This is a genomic window from Aeromonas lusitana (assembly GCF_002812985.1).
In the GTDB taxonomy this organism is placed as follows: domain Bacteria; phylum Pseudomonadota; class Gammaproteobacteria; order Enterobacterales; family Aeromonadaceae; genus Aeromonas; species Aeromonas lusitana.
Window position 1 is genome coordinate 1 of the sequence record NZ_PGCP01000005.1, and the last position, 23,014, is coordinate 23,014.

The window sequence follows — 23,014 nt, forward strand, 5'->3', positions numbered from 1 at the left end:
AATGACCTTGCCAGCGGCATCTAGCAGGGTGATCTGGTTGCCATTGACCTGATAAGTAGTGGCTTTACCGCCGCTGGTCAGGCCATCGAGGCCAGGTTGGCTCGCCTCGAAATTGAGGGACACCAGGCGATCGCTGCCCACGTTGACCGGCAGCTGGCCATCCAGAGACTGGCTGGCCCCCCCTTCCTGCAGACTGATGCCACTGTCGATACCGAGGTTGGGATCCACACCGTCGTTGATGCTAACTGAGAGATCGGCTTCAATTTCGTTACCATCGCTCTCCTTGGCAATGACAGAGAGCCCCAACGAGAGTTGGTCACTGCCCTGATGATCGAGCGGCCCATGCAGGGTAACCGTCACCGAGCCCTGTACGTCACCATTGACCTGATTCGCCGTCAGCTCGGCTTGCAATACATCGACACGTTGACCGTTTTCATCGAGGTAGTAGCCGGTCAGTAATCGGTCGCTGCCAAATTCGAAGGTAAGTACATGGCCATCGCTGCTGATACCACTGCCATTTAGCCTGGCCAACGTTTCAATTTGATCTGTGAACGCCAGGGAGTCTGCGACCAGAGGATCAAATCGCTGGCGGATAACGAAATCGCTCCTTCCTACCACATTGTCCTGATTGGTGAAGGCGTCTTCCGTCAGAGAAATGGGGCTCAGGGAGAAGTCGGGAGGCCTGTTGTCAATCTGATCCTCGGCTAACAGCTCATCCCCCTGAAGGTTTGTCTGGTGGTCGGTGTCAAAACCGGCCTCCACCACGGTGAAATCGTTGTTGAGATCCACCACCACGAAGCCACCGGCACTGGAGCCCACCACACCGCCTGCTGTGCCTGCCGCGGCGTTACCGGCGGCAGTCTCGGTAAACAGCTCGGTCGGGTCGGCCCCCTGACGGATGGCCTCCTGCAGACTGGCGAGCTCAGGATCGAGCTGCTGGGGATCCTGCTGCAACTGAGACAGCTCGAGCGGCTCAGGAGTGTTGGCTTCACCGGCGGGATCGGCCAACTCGAAGTGCCCATCGGATTCGGTGAGCAGGCGCTCGCCGGGCTGTAGCTGCATGCCCACTGCGGCGCGGCGCAAGGAGCCTTCGGCATCCATGACAAACACAGCGCCCTCCAGTTGGGTAATCTGGGTCGGTTTATCGATTTGCAGCTCAGCCATATATCCTCCAACGAGTAAGCACAGGCTTCCAATATAAGCAGAATTGGGAAGCCACAGTGATAGGCGGTCATTTTACCCCCTCCTTCGAGAGAGATCCCTTCAGCATTTTCGAAAATATCGAAAGGAAAAACTGCCAAACGTCCTATTTAATTCAGTAAAACGTTGTCGAAGCCGTGAGAGAGCAGTAGAACCCTCCCTTTATTCCTAAATAGTGCAGAAACGGGCCAAGTCTGGCTCTCTTGGCTCCGATCCCTGCGTCAAGAGCTGACACCTTGTTCATAAAGACATCAAAAGCCTCTCTCAGACGAGACCCCTCCCCTATTTCACCAAGGCGTATCAAGCGCCCGCTCGATATCGAAAAATATGAATATAAATTCAAATTATATCTGCCCGCCCATCCCCAACATACGGCTGCCAGGTCACTTTTCTTCAATCCCTCCCACGACGCCTTCCTGACCTGGTCAACCCTGCTATGAGAACTGTCATTTGCACTAAGTTATCAATGACAATAAATAATTAAACCTGGATCTCACTTTTCAGATCTGAGCCCCATGTCAATTGATCTAGCGCAAGACCGGCCGCGATAAATCATTATCCATTTTACCCATTTGGTATTATTCCCACGAGCAATCGCATAGATATCTTATTTTATGCACTTATAACAATTAATCGACCTGCCATGCCCGCATGGGTAGAGATGTCCACGCTGCAAGATGGAACGGCCGGGTCCGACAAGGACATTTATCTGGGAGTGATGACCGTGGGTTCACAAAACACCTTATGGCGGCCGGGCTTGGCCGCCCTGCTGCTGACCGCCCTCATGGGGACGAGCAGCCTGGTACAGGCCGATGAGACAGCCCCCAAGGGCAAGATAGAGGCGCGCAACGAGCTGTTCGCCAAGGATCACATCGATCAGTTCGACAGCTGGACCTCGACCAGCGAGAGCGCGGAGCGCACCGACGCCCTGGCGGAAGATCCGCAGATGGTGGTGCTCTGGGCCGGCTACCCCTTCTCAAAGGACTACAACAAGCCGCGCGGTCACTTCTACGCCCTGACCGACGTGCGCGAAAGCCTGCGCACCGGTGCCCCCAAGACCGCCGAAGACGGCCCCCTGCCCATGGCATGCTGGAGCTGCAAAGGCCCGGACGTCGCCCGCGTCATCGACGAGAAAGGTGAAGATGGCTACTTCAAGGGGATGTGGGCCAAGGGTGGGCCGGAAATCGTCAACACCATAGGTTGCGCCGACTGCCATGACACCGCCTCGAAAGAGTTCAAGGAGGGCAAACCCGCCCTGCACCTCTCCCGCCCCTATGCAGACCGCGCCATGACCGCCATCGGCAAACCGTTCAAGGAGCAGGGCCGCTTCGATCAGCAATCCCAGGTGTGCGGCCAGTGCCACGTGGAGTACTACTTCAACGGCCCCACCAAGGCGGTGAAATTCCCCTGGGACAAGGGGACCCGCGTCGAACAGATGGAAGAGTATTACGACGAGATTGGCTTCGCCGACTGGACCCATGCCCTCTCCAAGACCCCCATGCTCAAGGCACAGCACCCGGAATACGAGACCTGGCGCGCCGGTATTCACGGCCAGAACAACGTCGCCTGCGTCGACTGCCACATGCCCAAGGTGCAGAACGAGCAGGGCAAGGTCTACACGGATCACAAGGTCGGCAACCCGTTCGATCGCTTCGAGCAGACCTGCCGCAACTGTCACACCCAGAGCAAGGAGATGCTGCAAGACATAGTCCACCAGCGCAAAGAGGCGATCACCGAGATCAAGCTGAAAGTCGAGAAGCAGCTGGTGCACGCCCACTTCGAAGCCAAGGCGGCCTGGGATGCCGGCGCCACCGAAGCCGAGATGAAGGATATCCAGCAGGACATCCGTCACGCCCAGTGGCGCTGGGACTTCTCCATCGCCTCCCACGGGGTGCAAGCCCACGCGCCGGAAGTGGCCCTGAGGATGCTGGGTAGTGCCCTGGACAAGGCGGCCGATGCGCGCACCAAGCTCGCTCGCCTGCTGGCCACCAAGGGCATCAGCCACGAGATCGCCATCCCCGACATCTCCAGCAAGGAGAAGGCCCAGGCCGCCCTTGGCATGGACATGAAGCAGATGAACGCGGACAAGGCCCAGTTCCTCAAGACCACAGTGCCCGCCTGGGAAGCCGAGGCCAAAGCGGCCGGACGACTGGCGCAGTAATGGAGCGGGCGGGCACTGCGGTGCCCGCCACGGATGGAGGCTTCCTATGGGTGATTTAACGATGGATTTCTTACGACTGATGCTGATGGCAGCCATGCTGCTGACCAGCCTGCAGGGCCAGGCCGCCGAGTCGGCAACGCACCCCGCCGCCGCGCCGGCCATGCACGATGTTGAGTTCTTGCGCAGCGCCGACAAGGCCTGCACCGACTGCCACAAGGAGCAGACGGACGGCATGCACGGCAAGCATGCCAAGGCGACCAACCCCAACAACCTGGCCCCGGTGACCTGCACCAACTGCCACGGTCTCCCCTCTCCCCAGCACAGGGAAGGGGTCAAGGATGTGATGCGCTTTAGCGACAGCTTCAACAAAGCGCCGGGCAAGGAGGGTTATCCCATCGCCGAGCAGAACAGCGTCTGCATGAGCTGCCATGAGCCCAAGCCATTGCGCGAGGCGCTCTGGGCCCACGACGTGCACATGACCAAGCTCAGCTGTACCAGTTGCCACCAGCTGCACCCAGCCAAGGAGCCCATGGTGGGGATCCCGGAGAAATCCCGGGTCAAGCTGTGCGTCGACTGTCACAGCAAACAGCACGCCACCAAGGCGGCCAACCAGCAGGCCAGCGTGAGCAAGGAGGCGCCATGAGCTGCTCTCGCCGTGAATTCTTGGCGGGCATGAGCGCGGGCGCCCTCATCATGATGACGGGACCCGCTCGCGCGGGCGCCAGCCCCCTAACTCACAGCCAGCGCATCGACGGGGTGCGCTACGGCATGCTGCACGACGAGACGGCCTGCATCGGCTGCACCGCCTGCATGGATGCCTGCCGGGAGGTGAACCAGGTGCCGGACGGCGTCTCGCGCCTCGAGATCCTGCGCACCGGCCCTATCGGCGCATTTCCCGAGGCCGATTACCACTTCTTTCGCAAATCCTGCCAGCACTGCGACAACGCACCCTGCGTCCATGTCTGCCCGACCGGCGCCTCCCATAGACGCGCCGAGGATGGCATCGTCGATGTGAACCCGGAGTTGTGCGTCGGCTGCATGTATTGTCTGGCCGCCTGCCCCTATCAGGTGCGCTTCATCAACCCGGTCACCCGAGTGGCGGACAAGTGCGATTTTTGCCGCAAGACCAACCTGGCTCAGGGCAAGCAGCCTGCCTGTGTGGAATCCTGCCCCACCAAGGCACTGGTGTTTGGCAATCTGGACGATCCGGACAGCCCCATAGCCCAGCGGCTGGTGAAGGAGACTACCTACCGCTACAAGCAGGCGCTCGGCACCTCGCCCAAGCTGTATCGCGTGCCCAAAGGGGAGATCAAGTCATGACCATGCAAGACGCGTTTCACTTCTCCTCCCTTGTCTTGGCATTTGTGTGGGGATCTGTCCCATCACCATCTGTCCTGGCAGTAACCGATGGAGGGACTGACCATGTGGCATGATGCGTTTCATTTCTCTTCCCTGGTGTGGGACTGGCCCATCGCGATCTACCTCTTCCTGCTCGGTATCTCGGCCGGCGCCACCACCCTGTCGGTGCCGCTGCGCCGTAAGGGAGCCGGCAGCGAGAGCGGCATCATCAAGGCGACCGCCCTGCTGGCACCGCTCTCGGTGATCCTGGGGCTCTTGATCCTTATCTTCCACCTGGCCCGCCCCTGGACCTTCTGGAAGCTGATGTTCCACTACCAGTTCGACTCCGTCATGTCCATGGGGGTCATGCTGTTCCAACTCTATATGGCCGTGCTGTTCGCCTGGCTGGCTGTGGTGTTTCGGACCGAGATCGAGGGGCTGCGTAGCCGTTTGCTCAAGCAGAAGTTTGCCTTCGTGGATGATCTGATCGGCCTGCTGGCCCGGTTCGAGTCGCTGCTGGCGCCTCTGCTCTTGCTGCTGGCGGTGCTGCTCGGTGCCTACACCGGTTTTCTGCTCTCGGCGCTCAAGACCTATCCGCTCCTGAACAACCCGGTGCTGCCCGTGTTGTTCCTGGTGTCCGGCATCAGCTCGGGTATCGCCGCTACCAGCCTGCTGGCGGTGACCCTGTTCAAGGAGCACAACCAGAGCCCGGGAGTGAGCTTCGTGCACCACTTCGAGCGGCCGATACTGGCGGTAGAAGTGCTGTTGCTGGTCTGCTTCTTCACCGGCCTCTATTTTGGCGGCGGTCAGAAGGAGGCTGCCATGTGGGCGGCCATCGGCAGCGGTTTCTGGGCACAGGTGTTCTGGCTCGGCGTGGTGGGCATCGGCATGCTGTTGCCCCAACTGCTCGCCCTGCTGACACCCGCCCCCTTGCGGGCGCGGCGTGGCCACCTGGTGCTGGTGTGTGGCCTGACCCTGGTGGGGATACTGCTGCTGCGCTACTTCGTGCTCTATGCCGGCCAGATGACAGTGGTATAGGGGTTTGAACACGGGCACCCGCCCCCTTGGGCGACGGGTGCCCGTGCATCGCTCAGCGGCTGACGCTCTGATGACATCCATATTAATCCGCACCGGAACAGCAGCTTGCACTGCACAATATTGAATTAACAGGAGGTTATGTGCTGGCAGAGCTCGGCTATCTCTCACTGCTGCTGGCAACGGCACTCTCCCTGCTACAAGGCACCTTGCCCTGGCTTGGTCTCACCCTCGCCTCACCCTCCCTGCTTGGCAGCGCCAAGCCCCTTGCCCTGCTGAGTGCCGTCCTGCTTGGCGCCGCCCTGATACTGCTCGGCCTCTGTTTCGCTCAAAACGACTTCACCCTGATTTACGTGGCTCAACACGCCAACAGTGCCCTGCCCCTTGGCTTCAAACTGGCGGCCGTGTGGGGTGGTCACGAGGGCTCCATGCTGTTCTTCGTGTTTGCACTGGCGCTCTGGGGGGCCCTGGTGGCGCTCTGCTCCAGCCGGGTTGACCCGCTTATCCGGGTGCGGGTGCTCGCCATCATGGGGCTGATCGTCGGCCTGTTTGGCCTCTACACCCTGGTTTTCTCCAGCCCGTTCGATCGCGCCTTTCCGGGGCCGCTAGAGGGACGCGATCTCAATCCCATGCTGCAGGATATCGGCCTCATCATACACCCGCCTCTGCTCTACCTCGGCTATGTGGGGTTTGCGGTCAACTTCGCTTTCGCCATGGCGGCGCTGCATTCGGGCAAGCTGGACGGCGCCGTGGCCCACTGGAGCCGCCCCTGGGCGCTCGGCTCCTGGGTGTTTCTCACCGCCGGCATCTTGCTCGGCTCCTGGTGGGCCTATTACGAGCTCGGCTGGGGGGGCTGGTGGTTCTGGGATCCGGTGGAAAACGCCTCCCTGCTGCCCTGGCTGCTGGGCACGGCCCTGCTGCACGCCCTGATTGTCTGCGAGAAGCGCGGCGCCTACGGCCACGGCGTGCTGTTGCTCTCCATCTTCACCTTCTCCTTGAGCCTGCTCGGCACCTTCGTGGTGCGATCCGGGGTACTCACCTCGGTCCACGCCTTCGCGGTGGATCCCGACCGTGGCCTCACCCTGTTGCTGCTGCTCGGCCTGCTGCTTACCACAGCCTTGACCCTGTTCGCCCTGCGGGCCGATACCCGGGCCCCTTATGCCCACTTCGGTTTCTGGTCAAAGGAGGGGCTGATCGGCGCCGCCATCCTTCTGCTGGTCGTGGCCTGTGCCAGCGTGCTGCTCGGCACCTTCTACCCCATGGTGTTCCAGTCCCTGCATCTGGGATCGCTGTCGGTGGGCGCCCCCTACTTCAACGCCATCTTCGTGCCCCTGGCCTTGGCGCTGATGGTATTGATGACCTGGATCCCGCGCCTGCGCTGGCAAGGGTTGAAAGCCAGTTCTCTTATCAAGACGGCGCTGCCATTGCTGCTCGGCCTGTTGGGGGGCGGTTTAATCAGCCTCTGGTATCGCGATCAGGGCGCCCCGAGCTGGAGCGGGATCCTCGCCAATGTGATCAGCCTCTGGCTGCTGGCCAGCCTGCTGCTCAACTTCCCGCTGAAAACCCATTGGCGGGATGCCAACCGGCTGGGGAGCCTGCTGGCCCACCTCGGGGTGGCGGTCTGCGCCCTCGGCATAGCTCAGGTGAGCCACCACAGCCAGGAGGGGGGAACCGTGCTCGGCGCAGACAAGCCCTACCGACTCGGCGCCTACGAGTTTCGCTATGAGGGGAGCGAGCCCCTGCTCGGCCCCAACTACACAGCCGAGCGCATTACCTTGAGCGTGCACAAGGACGGTAAAGAGGTGGCGCGGATCACCCCCGAGCGGCGCCATTACAGCGTGCGCACCATGAACATGAACGAACCCGGCATCGAGTGGGGGCTGTTTGGGGATCTCTACGTGGTTCTCGGCGAGAAGATGGGGCCGGACGCCTACGCCATGCGATTGCACCACAAGCCGCTGGTACGCTGGATCTGGCTCGGCGGCCTGCTGATGATGGCAGGTGGCGCCCTGCGCCTACTGGGACGTCGACCCCTGCTGGTGACCAGACAGAGGGCTGCCAGACCGGCACCGGTTTCCTCATCGCATCAAGATGGCCACGCCGAGGAGGCCCTATGAATCGCCTGCGTCTGTTCATTCCTTTGGCGCTCACCCTGGGCCTCGGCGCCCTGCTCTGGCTCGGTCTTGGCAAGGATCCCTATCGTCAGGACGAGGCGACCCTGGGGCGCAGCCTACCCCACAGACAGAGCGAGGATCTGCTCGGCGGCCCCGCCATCAGCACCCAGACCCTCAAGGGAGAGCCCTTCCTGCTCAACATCTGGGCCAGCTGGTGCCCCAACTGCCGCGCCGAGCACCCCTTGCTCACCGAGCTGGCGGGCTCAGTACCCCTCTATGGCCTCAACTACCGGGACCACAAGGAGGCAGCTCGCGCCTGGCTGCGCGAGGCGGGAAACCCCTATCGCGCCGTGCTGGCCGACCCTGACGGCCGGCTTGCGCTGGAGCTCGGTGTCTATGGCACACCGGAGACCTATCTGTTTGGCGCCGACGGCACCCTGATCGCTCGCCACACGGGGGAGCTGACCCGGGAGATCTGGCAGCGCCAGTTTGTGCCCAGGCTCGGCGAGGCTCGCGCCGCCGTCACTGCGAAGAGCCAGCCATGAATAAACCCCCTCTAATCGAGACGCTGTGCACACTGCTGATCACAATCCTGCTCTGCGGGGCCGGCCTCGCCGCCGCCAGCGGCGTCGATACCTATGAGTTCCGCCATCCCGAGTTGCAGAGCCGCGCCCAGGAGCTGGCGCGCTCCTTGCGCTGCCCCCAGTGCCAGAACCAGAACCTGGTGGAGTCCAACTCCCCCATAGCGCGGGATCTGCGCCTCGAGGTCTATCGCTGGGTGGATGAAGGCCAGAGCGACGAGCAGGTGATCGCCCGTATGACCAGTCGGTTTGGCGACTTCGTGCGCTACGATCCCCCCCTCAAGGCCAGCACGGCGCTGCTCTGGGGAGGGCCGCTGCTGCTCTTGCTGCTGGCCCTGCGCCGCCTTTACCTCAGTTTACGCCACCGTCATAACCCGTCTGCCAGCCCCTCTTGTGCTTACCAGTTCGAGGCGCAAGCAGGCCAGTACCCGGATCCCAGAGGTGAATTGAATCGGCTGATCATGGCCGAGCAGCAGGCCAACATCCCCCCTCACTCTCCCCTGTACCATGAGCTGGAGCAGGCGCGGCTGGCCAATGCCACCCCAGAGGGGGAACTGCGATTGCGGGCGCGACTCGCGACCAAGATGCCTGCGCCCAGCCCCCTGCCCTGGCTGCTGCTCGGAGTGCTGTTAGTGGGAGCGATCGCCCTCGTCTACACCAACACAGGCCGCTATCAAGCCTGGCAGGGGTATCAGCAGCGTCCCGATCCCCTGGCGGGCCTGAGTCCGCGCGACTTGCAGGACAAGGAGCTCGGCGCCCTGCACCAGCGATTGCAGCGGGATCCTCAGGATCTTGAGGGTTGGGCCGAGCTGGGTCAGCTCTATCTCTATCGAGACGAGTATGAGAACGCCTGGTTTGCCTATCAGAAACTCGCCCTGCTGGAGGGGCACGCCAGCGCCGCCACCCTGGCGGCTCAGGCCACGGTACGCTACTACCAGGCGGGCCAGCGGCTCACCCCGGAGGCGCGCCGCCTGCTGGATGCCGCCCTCGTACTCGACAAGGGGGAAGTGAGCGCCCTGATGCTGCTCGCCTCCGATCACTTCCTGCACGGCCGCTACGGCGAGGCCATCACCCTGTGGCAAGGGCTGCTGGATGGCGAGCGGCCCCGCATCAACCGGGGGGCGCTTATTCAAGCCATTCAAACCGCCCGCATCATGGGGGGATAAAGACCATCCCTTGCTGGCTCTGTAATGTCAGGACATCCTGATATGGGGGTTGATCCACGGTACCCATCCATATCCATAATGCAGAGCCTCATTTCACGACAACAAGGACGAGTCATGATCCCCATTCGCTGTCACGCCGTTGCCGGTGTGGCCTTATCAGAAATAGATGGCCAGATAAAAATGCTGCTGATGTACAGGGTCAAGGGCGGTTTCTGGTGCCATGTGGCGGGCACGGTCGAGGCAGGAGAAACCGGCTGGCAGACCATTATTCGTGAGTTTGGCGAGGAGACGGGTATCACGGTTTGCGAGTTATACACAGCCCATTATCTGGAACAGTTTTACGAGAGCGGCCCGAATGTGGTGACAGTCGTGCCTGTCTTTGTGGTCTATTGCCCACCCAACCAAGGGGTACAACTCAATGATGAGCACACCGCATATCGCTGGTGCACCTTGGCCGAGGCCAAGGTGCTGGTGAGCTTTCCCGGCCAACAGGCACTCTATGATCATGTCTGGCGCTATTTTGTCGAAAGCCGCCCCTCGACCTTGATGCGGGTGGTGCTCGGCTGAGACGGGCAGAGGGCTAATGGCGGCAGACTGCCCCCCCTGGGGCTGGTGGAGATAAGGAGGAAGAATCCCCCTATCTCCCATCGAGTGCTTGCCAATTCTGCCTCTGAGGCATTCCTAAAACAGCGTGCTCGCCACTATGCTCCGAAAGGGTGCAAAAAAGAGTAGTAACGGATGCCCATATCCGGCATATAGTGCGCATCTCTGATGGGGATCCTGATGCGCATTGACCCTCTTCGCGACTCTGCCTGGGCCGAACGGGGGCGCGATATAGCCGCCAAGCGTGTGATTTCAAGGTGCGCCACCCCATAAAATTAAAATATTGGAACTTTTGACGTTGTTAAGCGTCAGTTCCCGTCATATAACTTAGCCAAATAACCTCGATTGTCGTACGGTAGAGCCTCATCATGAACATGCGTCCTTTTCTCTCCTTGCTGCTCGGCGCCTTTCTCCTTCCCGCCAGCATAGACACAGCCCACGCCGCCCCGACCAACAGCTTCCTCGAACAACGCAACAACCTCGCCCTGAGATCCGATGCCTTCGTGGTCGCCAATCCACGCACCGGCGAGATCCTGGCCGAGCGCAACGCCAATCGGATCATGCCCATCGCCTCCATCACCAAGCTGATGACGGCGCTGGTGGTGCTGGATGGCAACCAGCGGCTCTCCGAGTCCATCACAGTCACCATGGATGACGTGGACAGGATCAAGGGCACAGGCTCCCGTCTGGCCATAGGCTCGCGCCTGAGCCGGGCCGACATGCTGCACATCGCACTGATGTCGTCGGAAAACCGCGCCGCCTCGGCCCTGGCCCGCAACTACCCGGGTGGCCGACGTGCCTTCGTCGAGGCGATGAACGCCAAGGCCCGCATGCTCGGCATGTGGAGCACCCATTTCGCCGACAGCACCGGGCTCAATCCGCGCAACGTCGCCACCGCCCACGATCTCGCCAAGCTGGCGGCCACCGCCTCCACCTATCCGCTCATTCGCCAATACACCTCGACCGAGCACAGACTGGTGCGCAACGGCAAGCGCCAGATGCAGTATCACAACTCAAACCGCATAGTGCGTGAAGGCAGCTGGCCTATTCTGGTCTCCAAGACCGGCTATATCCGCGAGGCGGGACGCTGTCTGGTGATGGGCACCAAGGTGAGCAACGAACCCGTCATCATGGTGCTGCTCCATGCCAACACCACGGATGAGCGGGTGGCCGATGCCAAGAAGATCAAAACCTGGCTGGAGACCTCGGGCCGTGCGACCCTGACCGCCCAATCCACCCCGGCCCCCAAGCTCTTCTCAGCCCAGTAAGCGAGTCTTCATCAATAAAACCGCAGGCCTGTTTACCTGCGGTTTTTTATTATCGCCATCAACCTCTTAACCCCATTCCCCACCCGCAAGCGGCGACTCTCCCTGTCCACGCCCATGCACCCGATTTCCCGCGTCATTTCACAGCATAAAACATCAACACGTCACCATTTTGCCAGATAAAACACCACAACAAGATGTTAACATGGTGATAACTGGCATTCTCGGCCCGATGGATTTGCCGATCTCGCTGCCGATGGTAACGTGAGGGCCAAACCGCCTCCCGAGCCACGAAGCGGGGGGCGCCGGAGTCGGCCAAGTGGTTCATAACAAGGATGATGTGATGAAGATAGTGGTATTGGGAGGGGGGGTGATAGGGGTGGCCAGCGCCTGGTATCTGGCCAAGGCAGGCCATCAGGTGACACTGCTGGAGCGCCGAGGCGGTGTAGCGCTTGAAACCAGCCACGCCAACGCGGGCCAGATCTCCCCGGGCTACGCCTCTCCCTGGGCGGCCCCCGGCATTCCTCTCAAGGCGGCCAAATGGATGCTACAAAAGCATGCCCCCTTCACGGTACGTCCCACCTCGGATCCCTTCCAGCTGCGCTGGATGCTGCAGATGTTTGCCAACTGCACCCCAACCGCCTACGCCACCAACAAGGGGCGCATGGTGCGTCTGGCCGAGTACAGTCGCGACTGCATGAAGGGGCTGAGGGATGAACTGGCGCTCGATTACGAGGGGCGCCAGCTCGGTACCTTGCAGTTGTTCAGAAGCCAGGCCCAGCTGGACGCCAGCAAACGCGACATTGAGGTGCTGGCGGAATACGGCGTTCCCTATCAGGCGCTCGATGCCGCCGGCTGTGAAGCGGCGGAGCCTGCCCTGGCGCGGGTGCGCGGCAAGATAGTGGGAGGCCTGCGCCTGCCAGGGGATGAGACCGGCGACTGCTATCGCTTCACCCAGGCTCTGGCGACGGAGGCGCAGCGGCTGGGAGTGGAATTTGTGTTCAACTGCCCCATCGACGAGATCGAACTGGCGGCGGGTCGCGCCGTGGCCGTGCGGGCCGGTGAGCGGCGCTGGCAGGCGGACGCCATCGTCTGCGCGCTGGGCAGCTATGGCACCGGGCTCTTGCGTCCCCTCGGCATCGCCCTGCCCGTCTACCCGGTCAAGGGTTACTCCCTCACCCTGCCCATGACCAATCCGGAGGCGGCGCCGCGCAGCACCGTGCTGGATGAGACCTACAAGGTCGCCATCACCCGTTTCGATGAGCGGATCCGGGTCGGCGGCATGGCGGAGCTGAGCGGTTTCAACCTGACGCTCAACCCCAGGCGCCATGACACCCTGGCCATGGTAGTTAACGATCTCTTCCCCGCGGGTGGCGATCTCGCCCGAGCCGAGTTCTGGACCGGGCTGCGTCCCATGACGCCGGATGGCACACCCCTGGTGGGCCCAAGCCCCATTCCGGGGCTCTGGCTCAACACCGGCCACGGCACCCTGGGCTGGACCATGGCGGCCGGCTCAGGCCAGCTGCTGGCGGATCTCATCAGCGGCAACCAACCTGCCATCAGTGACGAGGGGCTGACCCTGGCGCGCTATGGGCACAGATAGGCCAGGCGCAGATAGACCAGGCCTGAGACGAGTCACAAAAAAGAGAGGGAGTGCCAGGCACTCCCTCTCTTTTTTCATCGATCCACGACTTTAAGCCGCGCACCGCCTGAGTCGGGGCTCAGGGCTGCCTTATCAGTTCAAAACTTGACTGCCAGACCCGTGCAGGATCGGGCTCTGCGATGGCCGCCCCCACCAGTTGCTCGCACCAGTGCCGGTGCAGCAGCCACATCTGTCGCCCCGCCTCCCCCTGCTCCTTGGTGCACTGCTTGGCCACGTCCATGGTCCGGTAGAAGTAACGCACTAGGGCCCTGAGCTCGGGCTCGGGCCAGCGGCAGCCGAAGTGGCGCAGCCGCTCGGACCAGAATTCAATCTGGCCTCGCTCGTGCTCGTGCTCCACCCCGTGCAGGGCCGGGATGAGATCCATCGCAAGCCACAGGGCCCCATAACCGACAAACTCCTCATCCAGCTCCTCCAGCGCCTCATCCAGCATCAGCAGAGTCTGGGGCCAGCTCTGGGCCTGCCGGCGGATCTCTTCTTGCGCCTCGCACACCGCCGCCAGCCAATCCATGGCGAGACGGCAGATGATGGCCTCCTTGTTCGGATACAGATGATAGAGCGACTTGATGCCCACCCCGGCCCGCGCGGCAATGGCATTGGTATTGAGCGCCGCAAACCCCTGCTCCTGCAGCATCGACAGGGTGGCCTGCTCGATGCGGCTCGCCACCTCCTGACTGCGCTGCTGCCTGGGCTGGCGCCGCATGCAGAGCTCCACCGGCAATAGATGATCCATCACGTCTTCTCCGCAACAAGGTTTCCCCATCTGGGCTGGTTGTCATAACTACATGATGTGACACGCTAAACACAAGCCAAAAAAAGTGCAGCAATCACTGGCATTTTTCAGGATAGCTGCAATAAACAAGGGTGCTCATATATGCAGTAAAAACTGCAATTAACTCAAGGAGAGCACGCTATGGATAGCAAACAGATGAAGATCAGTGCCCTTGCCCTGCTACTGGGCGCCCTGCTCAGCGGCTGCCAGCAGGAGAACAGCAGCACATCCCCCCCCACAAGCACCCTGTATCTCAACGGCAAGATCCACACCCAGGATGGGCAGCGCAGCGTGGCCGAGGCCATGGTGGTGAGCGATGGCAAGTTTACCTATGTGGGATCCAGGGCTGGGGCCGATGCCCTCAAACCCACCCAGGTGGTGGACTTGCAGGGCAAGATGGTGCTGCCCGGCCTGCACGACAACCACATCCACCTGATAGGCACGGTGGCGCTCGACATGTGCGATCTCGACGGCCAGAGCGTCGATCTGGATGCCCTCGCCGCCAAGATCAAGGAGTGCCTGCCCCGCTACGCCCCCAAACCGGGGGACTGGCTGGTGGTCAATCAGTGGTCCCCCTACGATGGCAACACCCCGACCGCCACCTATGCCACCCTGCTCTCGGCCCTCGATGCCATGGCACCGGACAACCCTGTGATGCTGGCCGGGGTCGACGGCCATGCCGGCGGCTACAACTCCCAGGCACTGGCGCTGGCCAAGGACAAAGATGGCAATGTGGTCGGCTTCAATCCCACCACCCTGGCACCGGGCGGTGTGTTTGCCGACTTCATTCCCTATGTGGATTTGAGCAGCGGGGTGATACGGGACGCAGCCCGTAGCGCCATCCCTGTGCCCGATAGCGGTGTGCTGAGTGCGAGCGACGATCAGGCCGCCGCCCAGTATGACAAGATCCTGCCCGCCATCTCCGAGCTGATGGCGTCGCGCGGCATCACCGGTATTCAGGATGCCTGTGCCAGCGACTTCATCCGCCAGCGTCTGCTCAACATGCAGACCCAGGATCTGCTGCACATGCGGGTCACCGCCGCCACCTGCTTCCATGACGATGATTTCAGCGGCAAACTCGACCTCCCTGGTCACCTGGCCAAGGCTCGGGCGGTGCGAGATGCCTTCGCGGGCAATCCCCTCATCAAGGCCGATGCGGTCAAGATCTTCCTCGACGGCGTGATAGAGGGGGATCCCTTCACGGATCCGGTCTTTTTGCCCAACGCCGGCATGCTGGAGAATTACCACAGGCCCCATCTGGTCATGAACGCCGGCAGCGGCGATGTCACCATTACCGCAGACAGCGAGGATGCGGGCAGCAACGGCATAGTCAACTACCAGGATGCGGATCTGAAGCGCTACGTGGGGGCGCTGGATAAGGAGGGTTTTAGCATCCACATGCACAGCATCGGCGATCGCAGCACCCGGATGGCGCTGGATGCGCTGGAGGCGGCCCGCGCCAGCAATGGGAATCACGGCATACCCCACACCCTGGCGCACCTGCAGGTGGTCCACCCGGACGATCAGAAGCGGCTCGGGGATCTTGGGCTCTATCTGACCTTCACCTACGCCTGGACCAACCCCCAGCTCGCCTACGACATGCTGGTGACCCCCTTCATCCAGCCCACCAAGGCGGGCCAGCCCTTGAGTGAGGCCATCTATGACCCCCTGGGTTATCTGCACGAGGCCCTCTACCCGGTCGAGAGCTCCCGCAAGGCGGGCGCCGTGCTGGTGGCGGGCAGCGATGCTCCGGTGGACAGCCGCGATCCTAGGCCGTTTGAGAACATGGCCGCCGGCATCATGCGCGCGGCGGATGGCCACGACGAGTACCGTGCGAGCCAACGCATCTCGCTGACCGAGATGCTGGCCGCCTATACCATCAACGGCGCCAACGCGGTGCGTCAGGGAGAGATCACAGGCTCCATCGAGGTGGGCAAGTCGGCGGACTTCATCGTGCTGGACCGAGACCTGTTCGCCCTGGTCAACGCCGGCACCCCGGAACAGATAGCCGAGACCCAGGTCGAGCGCACCGTGTTTCAGGGGCAGACCGTCTATCCCACCCCCTGATAGTGAGATCCGTCAATGTCATAAAAGAGGCCCCGCGAGGGGCCTCTTTTTTATCGCTTATTTCTCCACAAAGGGGATAGGTGCCCCCTGCCCCTGAGCCGGTTGCAGAGCCAGGGTAAAGAGCGCGGCCACCATGTCCGACTGGGTCAGGATCCCCACCAGTCGCTCCCCGTCCACCACCGGCATGTGGTGCAGGCCCCCATCGGAGAAGGCCCCCACCAGATCATGAAGCGGTTGATCCTGGCGGGCAGTCTGCACCGTCCGGGTCATCAGATCTGCCACCGTCTGCGTCTCCAGTGCCAGCAAGGCGCGGGGTTGATGGGATTCCCGGTCAATCATCAAGTCGTGCAAGGTGATGATCCCGACCAGCAACTCCCCGTCCACCACCGGCAGCGCCTTGATCCTGTGGTGGGAGAGCAGTTGCCAGGCCGCCATGGCCGACTCGTCTGGCGAGGCGGTGACCAGGTCTTTTGACATCACATCCCGGCAGAGCACGGTGCCGACCCGCTCGCGCAGGGCGTGCAGTTGGGCCTCTTGCAGCAGCGCCTGCAGATCCTGGCGGCTGATGTCCAGCAGTTCGCCGTGCTGCTTGAGGGCAAAATCGATGTCCGCGGCCCCGGCAAGGCGAGCGCTGGGCTCAGGATCAGCGGTCTGGTGGCGATTGGGCTGGGTCTTGCCGCCGTTGGGGTAGCGTCGCCCCAGCACGCGGTTGTAGCACAGGCCCAGGACGAGCAGCAGGGCTGAGTTGATAAGCACGGGCAGAAGTACATACCCCACCCCCAGCTGGCGAATGCCCTCGCCGCCGATGACAGCGGTCAATGCCACGGCGCCGCCGGGGGGATGCAGGCTGCGGGTGAGGAACATGGCGGCGATGGCCAGCATCACGGCCAAGGCACTGGCGAGCGCCAGATCCGGCACCAGGGCGGCGCTTGCCACCCCCATCAGGGCCGAGACGCCGTTGCCCACGACGATGGACCAGGGCTGGGCCAAGGGGCTCGCCGGGGCGGCGAACAGCAAGACGGCGGAAGCCCCCATGGGGGCTATCAGCCAGTGGGCATCGATCCCCAGTAGCCATTGGCACAAGACGCCGGTGCCGAGCAGCCCGACGAAGGCCCCCAGGGCCCCCAGCCCACTCTCTTTGAGGCCGGTATTGGTCGATACCGGCAAAAAATCCCTGAACTGCATTCTGCTCCCGACGATAAGGTTTATTTCAAATGCGCAATATTAACGACTTCCCCGCCCTCATTGCCAGCGCTGCCCTCGCCCGGGTCGCCCACGCCCCCTTGCCTCACGGCCCCGGCCCCCTTAATTCCTGCTTAATGATCCCCTGCCACTCTGGGCCCATCGCCACTCCTGGAGTCACGCCTTATGAGCACTATCAAGGACGCACTGCGTCGCTTCGACGGCCAGCGCCGCTGTTGGACACAAGGGTTGGAGCGCGCCTTTCTTGCCTGGCTCGCCCGCCGGGGCACGCTTGCCAGCACGGGGCAGCCCGTGCGGCGAGTCCTGATCATTCGCAGCACCAACCGGATCGGCAACAACCTGTTTCTGCTGCCCTTCCTGCAGGCGGTGCGCGGCGAACACCCGGACGCTGAGATAGAGCTGGTGTGCAGTGGCGGGGCCTTGCTCCCCTTCTTCGCACAATGCCGCCTCCAGCGCCTTCACTTGCTGCGGTTGCAGGGCAAGCATCTGCTGGCGGCCTTGCCGGCGCTCTGGCGCCTGCGCCGCCAGCACTACGACAGGGTCTATGTGCCGTTTGCCTCCAGTACGGATCACCTGATCGCCGCCTGGGTGCGCGCCGGGGAGAAAATAGGCTTCGATGACGCCAAGGGGGATGCGCTGTTTGAACATCCCCAAGCCCCCGACGACAACTGCCACTACGCCCACCAGCCGCTGCAACTGCTCGGCAAGCGGGCAAGTCTGGCCCACCAGATTGAGCTTGGCAGAGCGCTGCACAGGGCCAGCCCCCAGCTGGCGGCCCTGAAGCACGCCCAGCCGGATCGCCCCCTCATCGGCTTTTTCACCGGCGCCCGCAAGGGCAAGGGGCTCTCCCAGCCCCAGTGGCAACGGCTGCTCCGGGATCTGCGCCGCCACAGCCCGGATGCCCTGCTGATCCAGCTCACCGATCCTGCCGATCCCATGCCTCCTCTCGGGGACTGCCAGCTCACCCTGCCCAGCCTGGCTGAGCTGGTGCGCTTCACCCGGGGCCTTTGTCTCTTCGTCAGCTGCGACACCGGGCCCCTGCATCTGGCCGCCGCCAGTGGCGTGCCCTGCCTCGGCCTCTTCACCCAGACCGAGCCCGGCCGCTACGGCTGCCTCGGCGCCCAGCACCTCAATCTGAAGATCGGGGATCCCGATGCCATTCCCCTGGATGCCCGCTGGCTCGCACAAAGCCTGGCGCAGCCACCGGCACTGCCATGGCCGGCGGCGCCCAGGTTCATTCCTCATGCGTCCAAGCCAGGGACGCTGACCCTGCTCGCACCCTGATAGCCATGGTGGCAACCGATAAAAAAGAGGGAAGGCTTGCGCCTTCCCTCTTTCGTTATTCCCGTGCTCGATGAGCGAAGGGATTATTTTTGTTAGCCTCAGGCCAGCTCGGCGCGCAGCGCCTTGGTGGCTTCTACCATGACCTTGAGAGCGGCGGTGGTCTCTTCCCAGCCGCGGGTCTTGAGGCCGCAATCCGGGTTGACCCAGAGCCGGTCCGCCGGGATCTGCTCGGCGGCCTTGCGGATCAGATCCTCAATCCAGACCTGGGTCGGCACATTGGGCGAGTGGATGTCATACACACCTGGACCGATTTCGTTCGGGTAGTTGAAGCGCTCGAACGCCCCCAGCAGCTGCATCTGGCTGCGGCTGGTCTCTATGGTAATGACGTCCGCATCGAGCGCCGCCACCGCCTCTATGATGAGGTTGAAGTCGCTGTAGCACATGTGGGTGTGGATCTGGGTGCTGTCCACCACAGGGCTCGCACTCAGGCGGAAGGCGCGCACCGCCCAGTCCAGATAGGCCTGATGATCCTGCTTGCGAAGGGGCAGACCCTCGCGGATGGCCGGCTCGTCGATCTGGATGATCTTGATGCCGGCGGCTTCCAGATCCGCTACCTCGTCGCGAATGGCCAGACCGATTTGCAGGGCGGACTGCTCGCGGCTCACGTCTTCCCGGGGGAAGGACCAGCAGAGTATGGTGACCGGGCCGGTCAGCATGCCCTTGACCGGCTTGTCGGTCAGGCTCTGGGCAAACTTGGTCCATTCGAGCGTCATGGGGGTCGGGCGGTCGATATCCCGGGTGATCACCGGCGGCTTGACGCAGCGGGAGCCATAACTCTGTACCCAACCGAAGCGGGTGATGGCAAAGCCGTCCAGCAGCTCACCGAAGTACTCCACCATGTCGTTGCGCTCGGCCTCGCCGTGCACCAGCACGTCCAGCCCTATGGCTTCCTGACGCTCGATGGCATCCTTGATCTGGGCCTGAATGCCCGCTTCGTACGCCTGGTTGTCGATGCGACCGGCGCGCCACTCCTGGCGCAGCGCCCGAATTTCCGAGGTCTGCGGGAAAGAGCCGATAGTGGTGGTGGGCAAGAGCGGCAGCTTGAGATCCTGGCGCTGGGCCTGTGCCCGCAGCGGATAGGCGCTCTGGCGATCGAAGTCGCTGTTGGTGAGACTGGCCAGACGCGACTGCACCCCCTTCTTGTGTACCCGGCTATCGGATTCTCTGTCGACTATGGGCTGGCTGTAGGCCGCTATCTTGTCGAGATCCCCACCATTGAGGTACTCAGCCAGCAGGCCCAGCTCGTAGCATTTTTGCAGGGCGAAGGCGAACCAGCTGCGGGTCTGGGCGTCCAGCTCATGCTCCAGGGTCAAGTCCACCGGGCTGTGCAGCAAGGAGCAGGAAGAACCCACCCAGAGCCGCTCGCCGAGCTTGGCTTTCAGTGCCTTGAGGGTCGGTGCCAGCTTGGCCAGGTTGGCACGCCAGACGTTGCGACCATTGATGACACCGGCGGAGAGCACCCACTGGGCCGGCAGGTGCGGGACCAGCGTCTCCAGCTGCTCGGGGGCGGCCACCAGATCCAGGTGCAGACCATCCACCTTCAGGCTGGTGATGATGTCGCGCTGATGGGCCACTGAGCCGAAATAGGTGGTGAGCAGCAGCTTGCAGGGGCCAGCCAGGCGCTCATAGGCCTTGAGGTAGGCCAGACGCCACTCGTCCGGCAAGTCCAGCGCCAAGGCCGGCTCGTCAATTTGTACCCACTCCACTCCCTGGGATGCCAATTTGGCCAGGATCTCCTGATAGACGACCAGCAGACGATCCAGCAGCTCGAGGCGGGAGAAGCCGCTCTCTTTCTCCTTGCCAAGCCACAGGTAGGAGACGGGTCCGAGCAGCACGGCCTTGACCGGCAGCCCCAGGGCCTTGGCCTCTTCCACCTCGTCAAACAGCTGGCTCCAGCCCAGTTTGAAGCGCTGATCCTGGCTGAACTCGGGTACCAGATAGTGGTAGTTGGTGTTGAACCACTTGGTCATTTCGGCGGCGGCGGCGCTGGGGCCGGTCGGCGCGCGGCCACGGGCCACCCGGAACAGGGTGTCGAGATCGGTATCCCCATGGCGGTGACGGGCCGGCACGGCATCCACCAGCAGGCTGGTGCCGAGCACCTGATCGTACCAGGCGAAATCGCCGACCGGCAGCAGGCTGACCCCGGCGGTGCGCTGGGCCTGCCAGTGGCGCTCACGCAGGCTCTTGCCCACGGCTACCAGTTCGGCCTGGGTGGTCTCGCCACGCCAGTAGGATTCGAGGGCAAATTTCAGCTCGCGCTTGGCGCCGATACGGGGGAAACCGAGTGTGTGTGCGCAGGTCATAGGTCCAATTCCTTATGCTCGTTCATCTGATGGGAAACTGGATGATTTGGCCATCCAGATGTTTACACATCTAGAATGTCGAGATAAGGTGGCTCTGGCTATTGAATCCTTTTCAACTGGCTCTCAAGAAATTCTCAACTGACGCGCAAGGGCCTCTTAGAACTTGTTTACGATCTGTCACGAGATGTCGTCAGCAAGGTAAAGAGCAGCGCAGGAACCGGAGTGTATATGAATACATGAGCACTCTTGGTGACAAACACGCGAGCAGCACATGAGCCTTGATCACGGCCTCGCAGTAAGAGCGTGGACAGGTTCTTAGCCCATATGGAAGTCAGCCTGCAGTGGATGCACAAGGAGCGAGATCATGGGTGTGCCCAACAATCCGACCAGTAATTTGAACATCGATATCAAGCACTTGAAGACCATCAGTGCACTGGCCGAGCAAGGCTCCCTGGCGGGCGCCGCGTTGACGCTGAACCTCACCCAGTCCGCCCTCTCCCATCAGCTCAAAGAGTTGGAGACCCGCCTCAACCTGGAGCTCTACTTGCGAAAGAGCCGGCCCCTGGTGCTGACGGCGGCGGGCCAGCAGTTGCTCAACCTGGCCCGTCAGGTGTTGCCCGCCCTGGCGCTGACCGAGCGCCAGCTGCAGGCGCTGCACAGCGGCGACGCCGGCCGGTTGCACCTGGCGCTCGATTGCCACAGCTGCATCCAGTGGCTGCTGCCGCTGTTGCCGGATTTTCGCCGCCAGTGGCCCGGGGTGGATCTGGAAGTCGAATCCGTGCCGGGCTTCGATGCCATCAGTGCCCTGCTCGGCGGCCAACTCGATCTGCTGCTTACCTCGGACGTGCAGGCCAGAGGAGATCTGCACTTCGAGCCGCTGTTTGCCTTCGACCTCACCTTGGTGATGGCATCGGATAGCAGGCTGTGCCACAAAACACAGATAGAGCCGATAGATCTGCTACAGGAAGTGCTGCTGGTCTACCCGGTGGAGCGGGCTCGCATGGACGTGTTCAGCCGCTTCCTGCAACCCGCCGGGGTAGAGCCCGCCCGCAGCAAGCCGGTGGACAACACCTCCGTCATGCTGCAGATGGCTGCCGCCGGGCTCGGGGTCGCCGCCCTGCCCCGCTGGGCCAGCGAGGAGTTTGTGCGTCAGGGTTTGCTCGAGTCCAGGCCTCTTGGCCAAGGCGTGCGCCGCCATATGTATGGCGCCGTGCGTGCCGCCGACCGGGATCAGGCCTGCCTGCAGAGCCTGTTCGAGCGGATCCGCACCAAGATGGGTGCCTGACGCCGACCCATAAAAAAGCCGCCCCCTTCTGCTGCTCGGGAGCGGCTCGATGTCATCACGCCAGCATCATACAAACGCTGGCGGCTTCTTCCTGCTCATTCTTCCTGCTTACTCTTCCTCGGCCCCGCAGCTGGCGTGGCCGTGTCGCCGCGGGCAGTTGTCACACAGCTCTCCGTCCCGGCGCTTGTAGTGCAGGCAGCAACGCTGGCGCACATAGCCGGGGGCGGCGCTTGTATCCACCATTCCCCGTACCTCGCGCCAGCCCGCCAGATGCTCGGCGGGCAGGCCGCAGGCGGCCAGCCAGAGCGGCGCATGGGCCGCGACCTCCTCCCGGCTTATCTCGCCAAAGAAGTCCGGCACCCGCACCAGGGCTGACAGCAGATCGTCCGCCAGCAGTGGGCGGATAAAACCGGGCCTTAGCCGCTGCACACTCCCCATCAGCTCGAACAGCCCCTGCCAGTGAGTGTGCAGGCGAGTGCCCGCCGCGTCGATCAGCACTTCGCGCTCCCCCTTGATCATGGGTGCCAGCGGCAGGCTGAAACCGGACACCAGACCCCCCTGATGACCCTGCCCCAGCCTGTCCAGAGCCGGCACGGCGCCGACCCGGTAGACAGCGACCATGGCGAGGTAAATGGATTGCCAGCACAGCATGCCCCAACTGCGGGTCAGCCAGTAGGCGGGACCCGCCTCCGGGTGCGCCAGGCGCCAGTGATCGTGCAGCGCCAGCGCCACCTCGGCGGACGCCGAGCTGCCGTCAGCGGCCGTCAGCAAGGGGAGATCCCCCGCCACCACGCGCCCCTTGAGGGAGCCGATCAGCTGAGCCGCGGCGGCAAACAGCCCCTCGTGCTCACCTTGATCAGCCGATTGCTGCGCCACGTCGTCAAGCCGAGTGCCGCCGGCGCCTCTGGCACCGATGG

Annotated in this window: 18 protein-coding genes; 13 read left to right on the forward strand and 5 right to left on the reverse strand. The window is 62.7% G+C overall.

From position 1 onward, the window contains the following. Positions 1-1,164 (reverse strand): retention module-containing protein (locus CUC44_RS04880; protein WP_157812744.1); only part of this gene is annotated, 1,164 nt, incomplete at its 3' end. Positions 1,165-1,918: 754 nt separating this feature from the next. On the opposite strand from CUC44_RS04880, the gene nrfA reads away from it, so the two are divergent. From nrfA to CUC44_RS04930, 10 genes are all read left to right on the forward strand, one after another. Continuing rightward, positions 1,919-3,361, forward strand: coding sequence for an ammonia-forming nitrite reductase cytochrome c552 subunit (gene nrfA / locus CUC44_RS04885; protein WP_100859116.1), 1,443 nt, complete (start codon positions 1,919-1,921; stop codon positions 3,359-3,361). A 46-nt stretch (positions 3,362-3,407) separates the two neighbouring features. Then, positions 3,408-4,004: a cytochrome c nitrite reductase pentaheme subunit gene (nrfB, locus tag CUC44_RS04890; RefSeq protein ID WP_100858875.1), complete on the forward strand. Its 597-nt coding sequence runs from the start codon at positions 3,408-3,410 to the stop codon at positions 4,002-4,004. After that, positions 4,001-4,681, forward strand: coding sequence for a 4Fe-4S dicluster domain-containing protein (locus CUC44_RS04895; RefSeq protein ID WP_100858876.1), 681 nt, complete (start codon positions 4,001-4,003; stop codon positions 4,679-4,681). The genes nrfB and CUC44_RS04895 overlap by 4 nt, the downstream gene beginning before the upstream one ends. A gap of 102 nt (positions 4,682-4,783) precedes the next feature. Continuing rightward, positions 4,784-5,737 (forward strand): cytochrome c nitrite reductase subunit NrfD, encoded by a 954-nt coding sequence (gene nrfD / locus CUC44_RS04900; RefSeq protein ID WP_100858877.1) that lies wholly within the window; start codon positions 4,784-4,786, stop codon positions 5,735-5,737. 140 nt (positions 5,738-5,877) lie between these two features. Continuing rightward, positions 5,878-7,851, forward strand: coding sequence for a heme lyase NrfEFG subunit NrfE (gene nrfE / locus CUC44_RS04905; RefSeq protein WP_100858878.1), 1,974 nt, complete (start codon positions 5,878-5,880; stop codon positions 7,849-7,851). Continuing rightward, positions 7,848-8,393 carry a DsbE family thiol:disulfide interchange protein gene (locus tag CUC44_RS04910; protein ID WP_100858879.1) on the forward strand — a complete coding sequence of 182 codons (546 nt, stop codon included), beginning with the start codon at positions 7,848-7,850 and terminating at the stop codon, positions 8,391-8,393. The genes nrfE and CUC44_RS04910 overlap by 4 nt, the downstream gene beginning before the upstream one ends. After that, positions 8,390-9,595 carry a heme lyase NrfEFG subunit NrfF gene (gene nrfF, locus CUC44_RS04915; protein WP_100858880.1) on the forward strand — a complete coding sequence of 402 codons (1,206 nt, stop codon included), beginning with the start codon at positions 8,390-8,392 and terminating at the stop codon, positions 9,593-9,595. Before CUC44_RS04910 ends, nrfF begins: the two co-directional genes overlap by 4 nt. Positions 9,596-9,709: 114 nt before the next feature. Beyond that, entirely contained in the window at positions 9,710-10,162 is a 453-nt protein-coding gene (locus CUC44_RS04920) for an NUDIX hydrolase (RefSeq protein WP_100858881.1), read from the forward strand. A gap of 404 nt (positions 10,163-10,566) precedes the next feature. Further along, the gene (locus CUC44_RS04925; RefSeq protein WP_100858882.1) at positions 10,567-11,466 is read left to right on the forward strand and encodes a serine hydrolase; all 900 of its coding nucleotides are present in this window, start codon (positions 10,567-10,569) and stop codon (positions 11,464-11,466) included. Between the two features lie 340 nt (positions 11,467-11,806). Next, complete coding sequence (locus CUC44_RS04930; protein WP_100858883.1) at positions 11,807-13,066, forward strand: D-amino acid dehydrogenase; 1,260 nt, start codon at positions 11,807-11,809, stop codon at positions 13,064-13,066. A gap of 118 nt (positions 13,067-13,184) precedes the next feature. Here CUC44_RS04930 and CUC44_RS04935 read toward each other — a convergent pair whose 3' ends face one another. Continuing rightward, positions 13,185-13,826 carry a TetR/AcrR family transcriptional regulator gene (locus CUC44_RS04935; RefSeq protein WP_100859117.1) on the reverse strand — a complete coding sequence of 214 codons (642 nt, stop codon included), beginning with the start codon at positions 13,824-13,826 and terminating at the stop codon, positions 13,185-13,187. Positions 13,827-14,036: 210 nt separating this feature from the next. Here CUC44_RS04935 and CUC44_RS04940 point away from each other — a divergent pair, with 210 nt between their 5' ends. Then, complete coding sequence (locus tag CUC44_RS04940; RefSeq protein WP_100858884.1) at positions 14,037-15,962, forward strand: amidohydrolase; 1,926 nt, start codon at positions 14,037-14,039, stop codon at positions 15,960-15,962. A gap of 57 nt (positions 15,963-16,019) precedes the next feature. Here CUC44_RS04940 and CUC44_RS04945 read toward each other — a convergent pair whose 3' ends face one another. After that, the gene (locus CUC44_RS04945; RefSeq protein WP_100858885.1) at positions 16,020-17,147 is read right to left on the reverse strand and encodes an HPP family protein; all 1,128 of its coding nucleotides are present in this window, start codon (positions 17,145-17,147) and stop codon (positions 16,020-16,022) included. A gap of 183 nt (positions 17,148-17,330) precedes the next feature. On the opposite strand from CUC44_RS04945, the gene CUC44_RS04950 reads away from it, so the two are divergent. Beyond that, on the forward strand, positions 17,331-18,449 hold the full coding sequence (locus tag CUC44_RS04950) for a glycosyltransferase family 9 protein (protein ID WP_100858886.1): 1,119 nt from the start codon (positions 17,331-17,333) through the stop codon (positions 18,447-18,449). A 98-nt stretch (positions 18,450-18,547) separates the two neighbouring features. On the opposite strand, the gene metE is transcribed toward CUC44_RS04950, so the two are convergent. Continuing rightward, positions 18,548-20,812 carry a 5-methyltetrahydropteroyltriglutamate--homocysteine S-methyltransferase gene (metE, locus tag CUC44_RS04955; RefSeq protein ID WP_167388782.1) on the reverse strand — a complete coding sequence of 755 codons (2,265 nt, stop codon included), beginning with the start codon at positions 20,810-20,812 and terminating at the stop codon, positions 18,548-18,550. Between the two features lie 364 nt (positions 20,813-21,176). Here metE and CUC44_RS04960 point away from each other — a divergent pair, with 364 nt between their 5' ends. After that, positions 21,177-22,097: a LysR substrate-binding domain-containing protein gene (locus CUC44_RS04960; RefSeq protein WP_100858888.1), complete on the forward strand. Its 921-nt coding sequence runs from the start codon at positions 21,177-21,179 to the stop codon at positions 22,095-22,097. 108 nt (positions 22,098-22,205) lie between these two features. Here CUC44_RS04960 and CUC44_RS04965 read toward each other — a convergent pair whose 3' ends face one another. Continuing rightward, positions 22,206-22,973, reverse strand: coding sequence for a siderophore ferric iron reductase (locus tag CUC44_RS04965; protein WP_100858889.1), 768 nt, complete (start codon positions 22,971-22,973; stop codon positions 22,206-22,208). Positions 22,974-23,014 lie beyond the last annotated feature (41 nt).

Coding starts and splice junctions, on each gene's coding strand:
- CUC44_RS04910 (WP_100858879.1), top strand. CDS start 7,848: ATGAATCGCCTGCGTCTGTTCATTCCTTTGGCGCTCACCCTGGGCCTC.
- metE (WP_167388782.1), bottom strand. CDS start 20,812: ATGACCTGCGCACACACACTCGGTTTCCCCCGTATCGGCGCCAAGCGC.
- CUC44_RS04960 (WP_100858888.1), top strand. CDS start 21,177: ATGGGTGTGCCCAACAATCCGACCAGTAATTTGAACATCGATATCAAG.
- CUC44_RS04935 (WP_100859117.1), bottom strand. CDS start 13,826: ATGCGGCGCCAGCCCAGGCAGCAGCGCAGTCAGGAGGTGGCGAGCCGC.
- CUC44_RS04925 (WP_100858882.1), top strand. CDS start 10,567: ATGAACATGCGTCCTTTTCTCTCCTTGCTGCTCGGCGCCTTTCTCCTT.
- nrfB (WP_100858875.1), top strand. CDS start 3,408: ATGGGTGATTTAACGATGGATTTCTTACGACTGATGCTGATGGCAGCC.
- CUC44_RS04895 (WP_100858876.1), top strand. CDS start 4,001: ATGAGCTGCTCTCGCCGTGAATTCTTGGCGGGCATGAGCGCGGGCGCC.
- nrfF (WP_100858880.1), top strand. CDS start 8,390: ATGAATAAACCCCCTCTAATCGAGACGCTGTGCACACTGCTGATCACA.
- CUC44_RS04940 (WP_100858884.1), top strand. CDS start 14,037: ATGGATAGCAAACAGATGAAGATCAGTGCCCTTGCCCTGCTACTGGGC.
- nrfD (WP_100858877.1), top strand. CDS start 4,784: ATGTGGCATGATGCGTTTCATTTCTCTTCCCTGGTGTGGGACTGGCCC.
- CUC44_RS04950 (WP_100858886.1), top strand. CDS start 17,331: ATGAGCACTATCAAGGACGCACTGCGTCGCTTCGACGGCCAGCGCCGC.
- CUC44_RS04920 (WP_100858881.1), top strand. CDS start 9,710: ATGATCCCCATTCGCTGTCACGCCGTTGCCGGTGTGGCCTTATCAGAA.
- CUC44_RS04945 (WP_100858885.1), bottom strand. CDS start 17,147: ATGCAGTTCAGGGATTTTTTGCCGGTATCGACCAATACCGGCCTCAAA.
- CUC44_RS04930 (WP_100858883.1), top strand. CDS start 11,807: ATGAAGATAGTGGTATTGGGAGGGGGGGTGATAGGGGTGGCCAGCGCC.
- nrfA (WP_100859116.1), top strand. CDS start 1,919: ATGACCGTGGGTTCACAAAACACCTTATGGCGGCCGGGCTTGGCCGCC.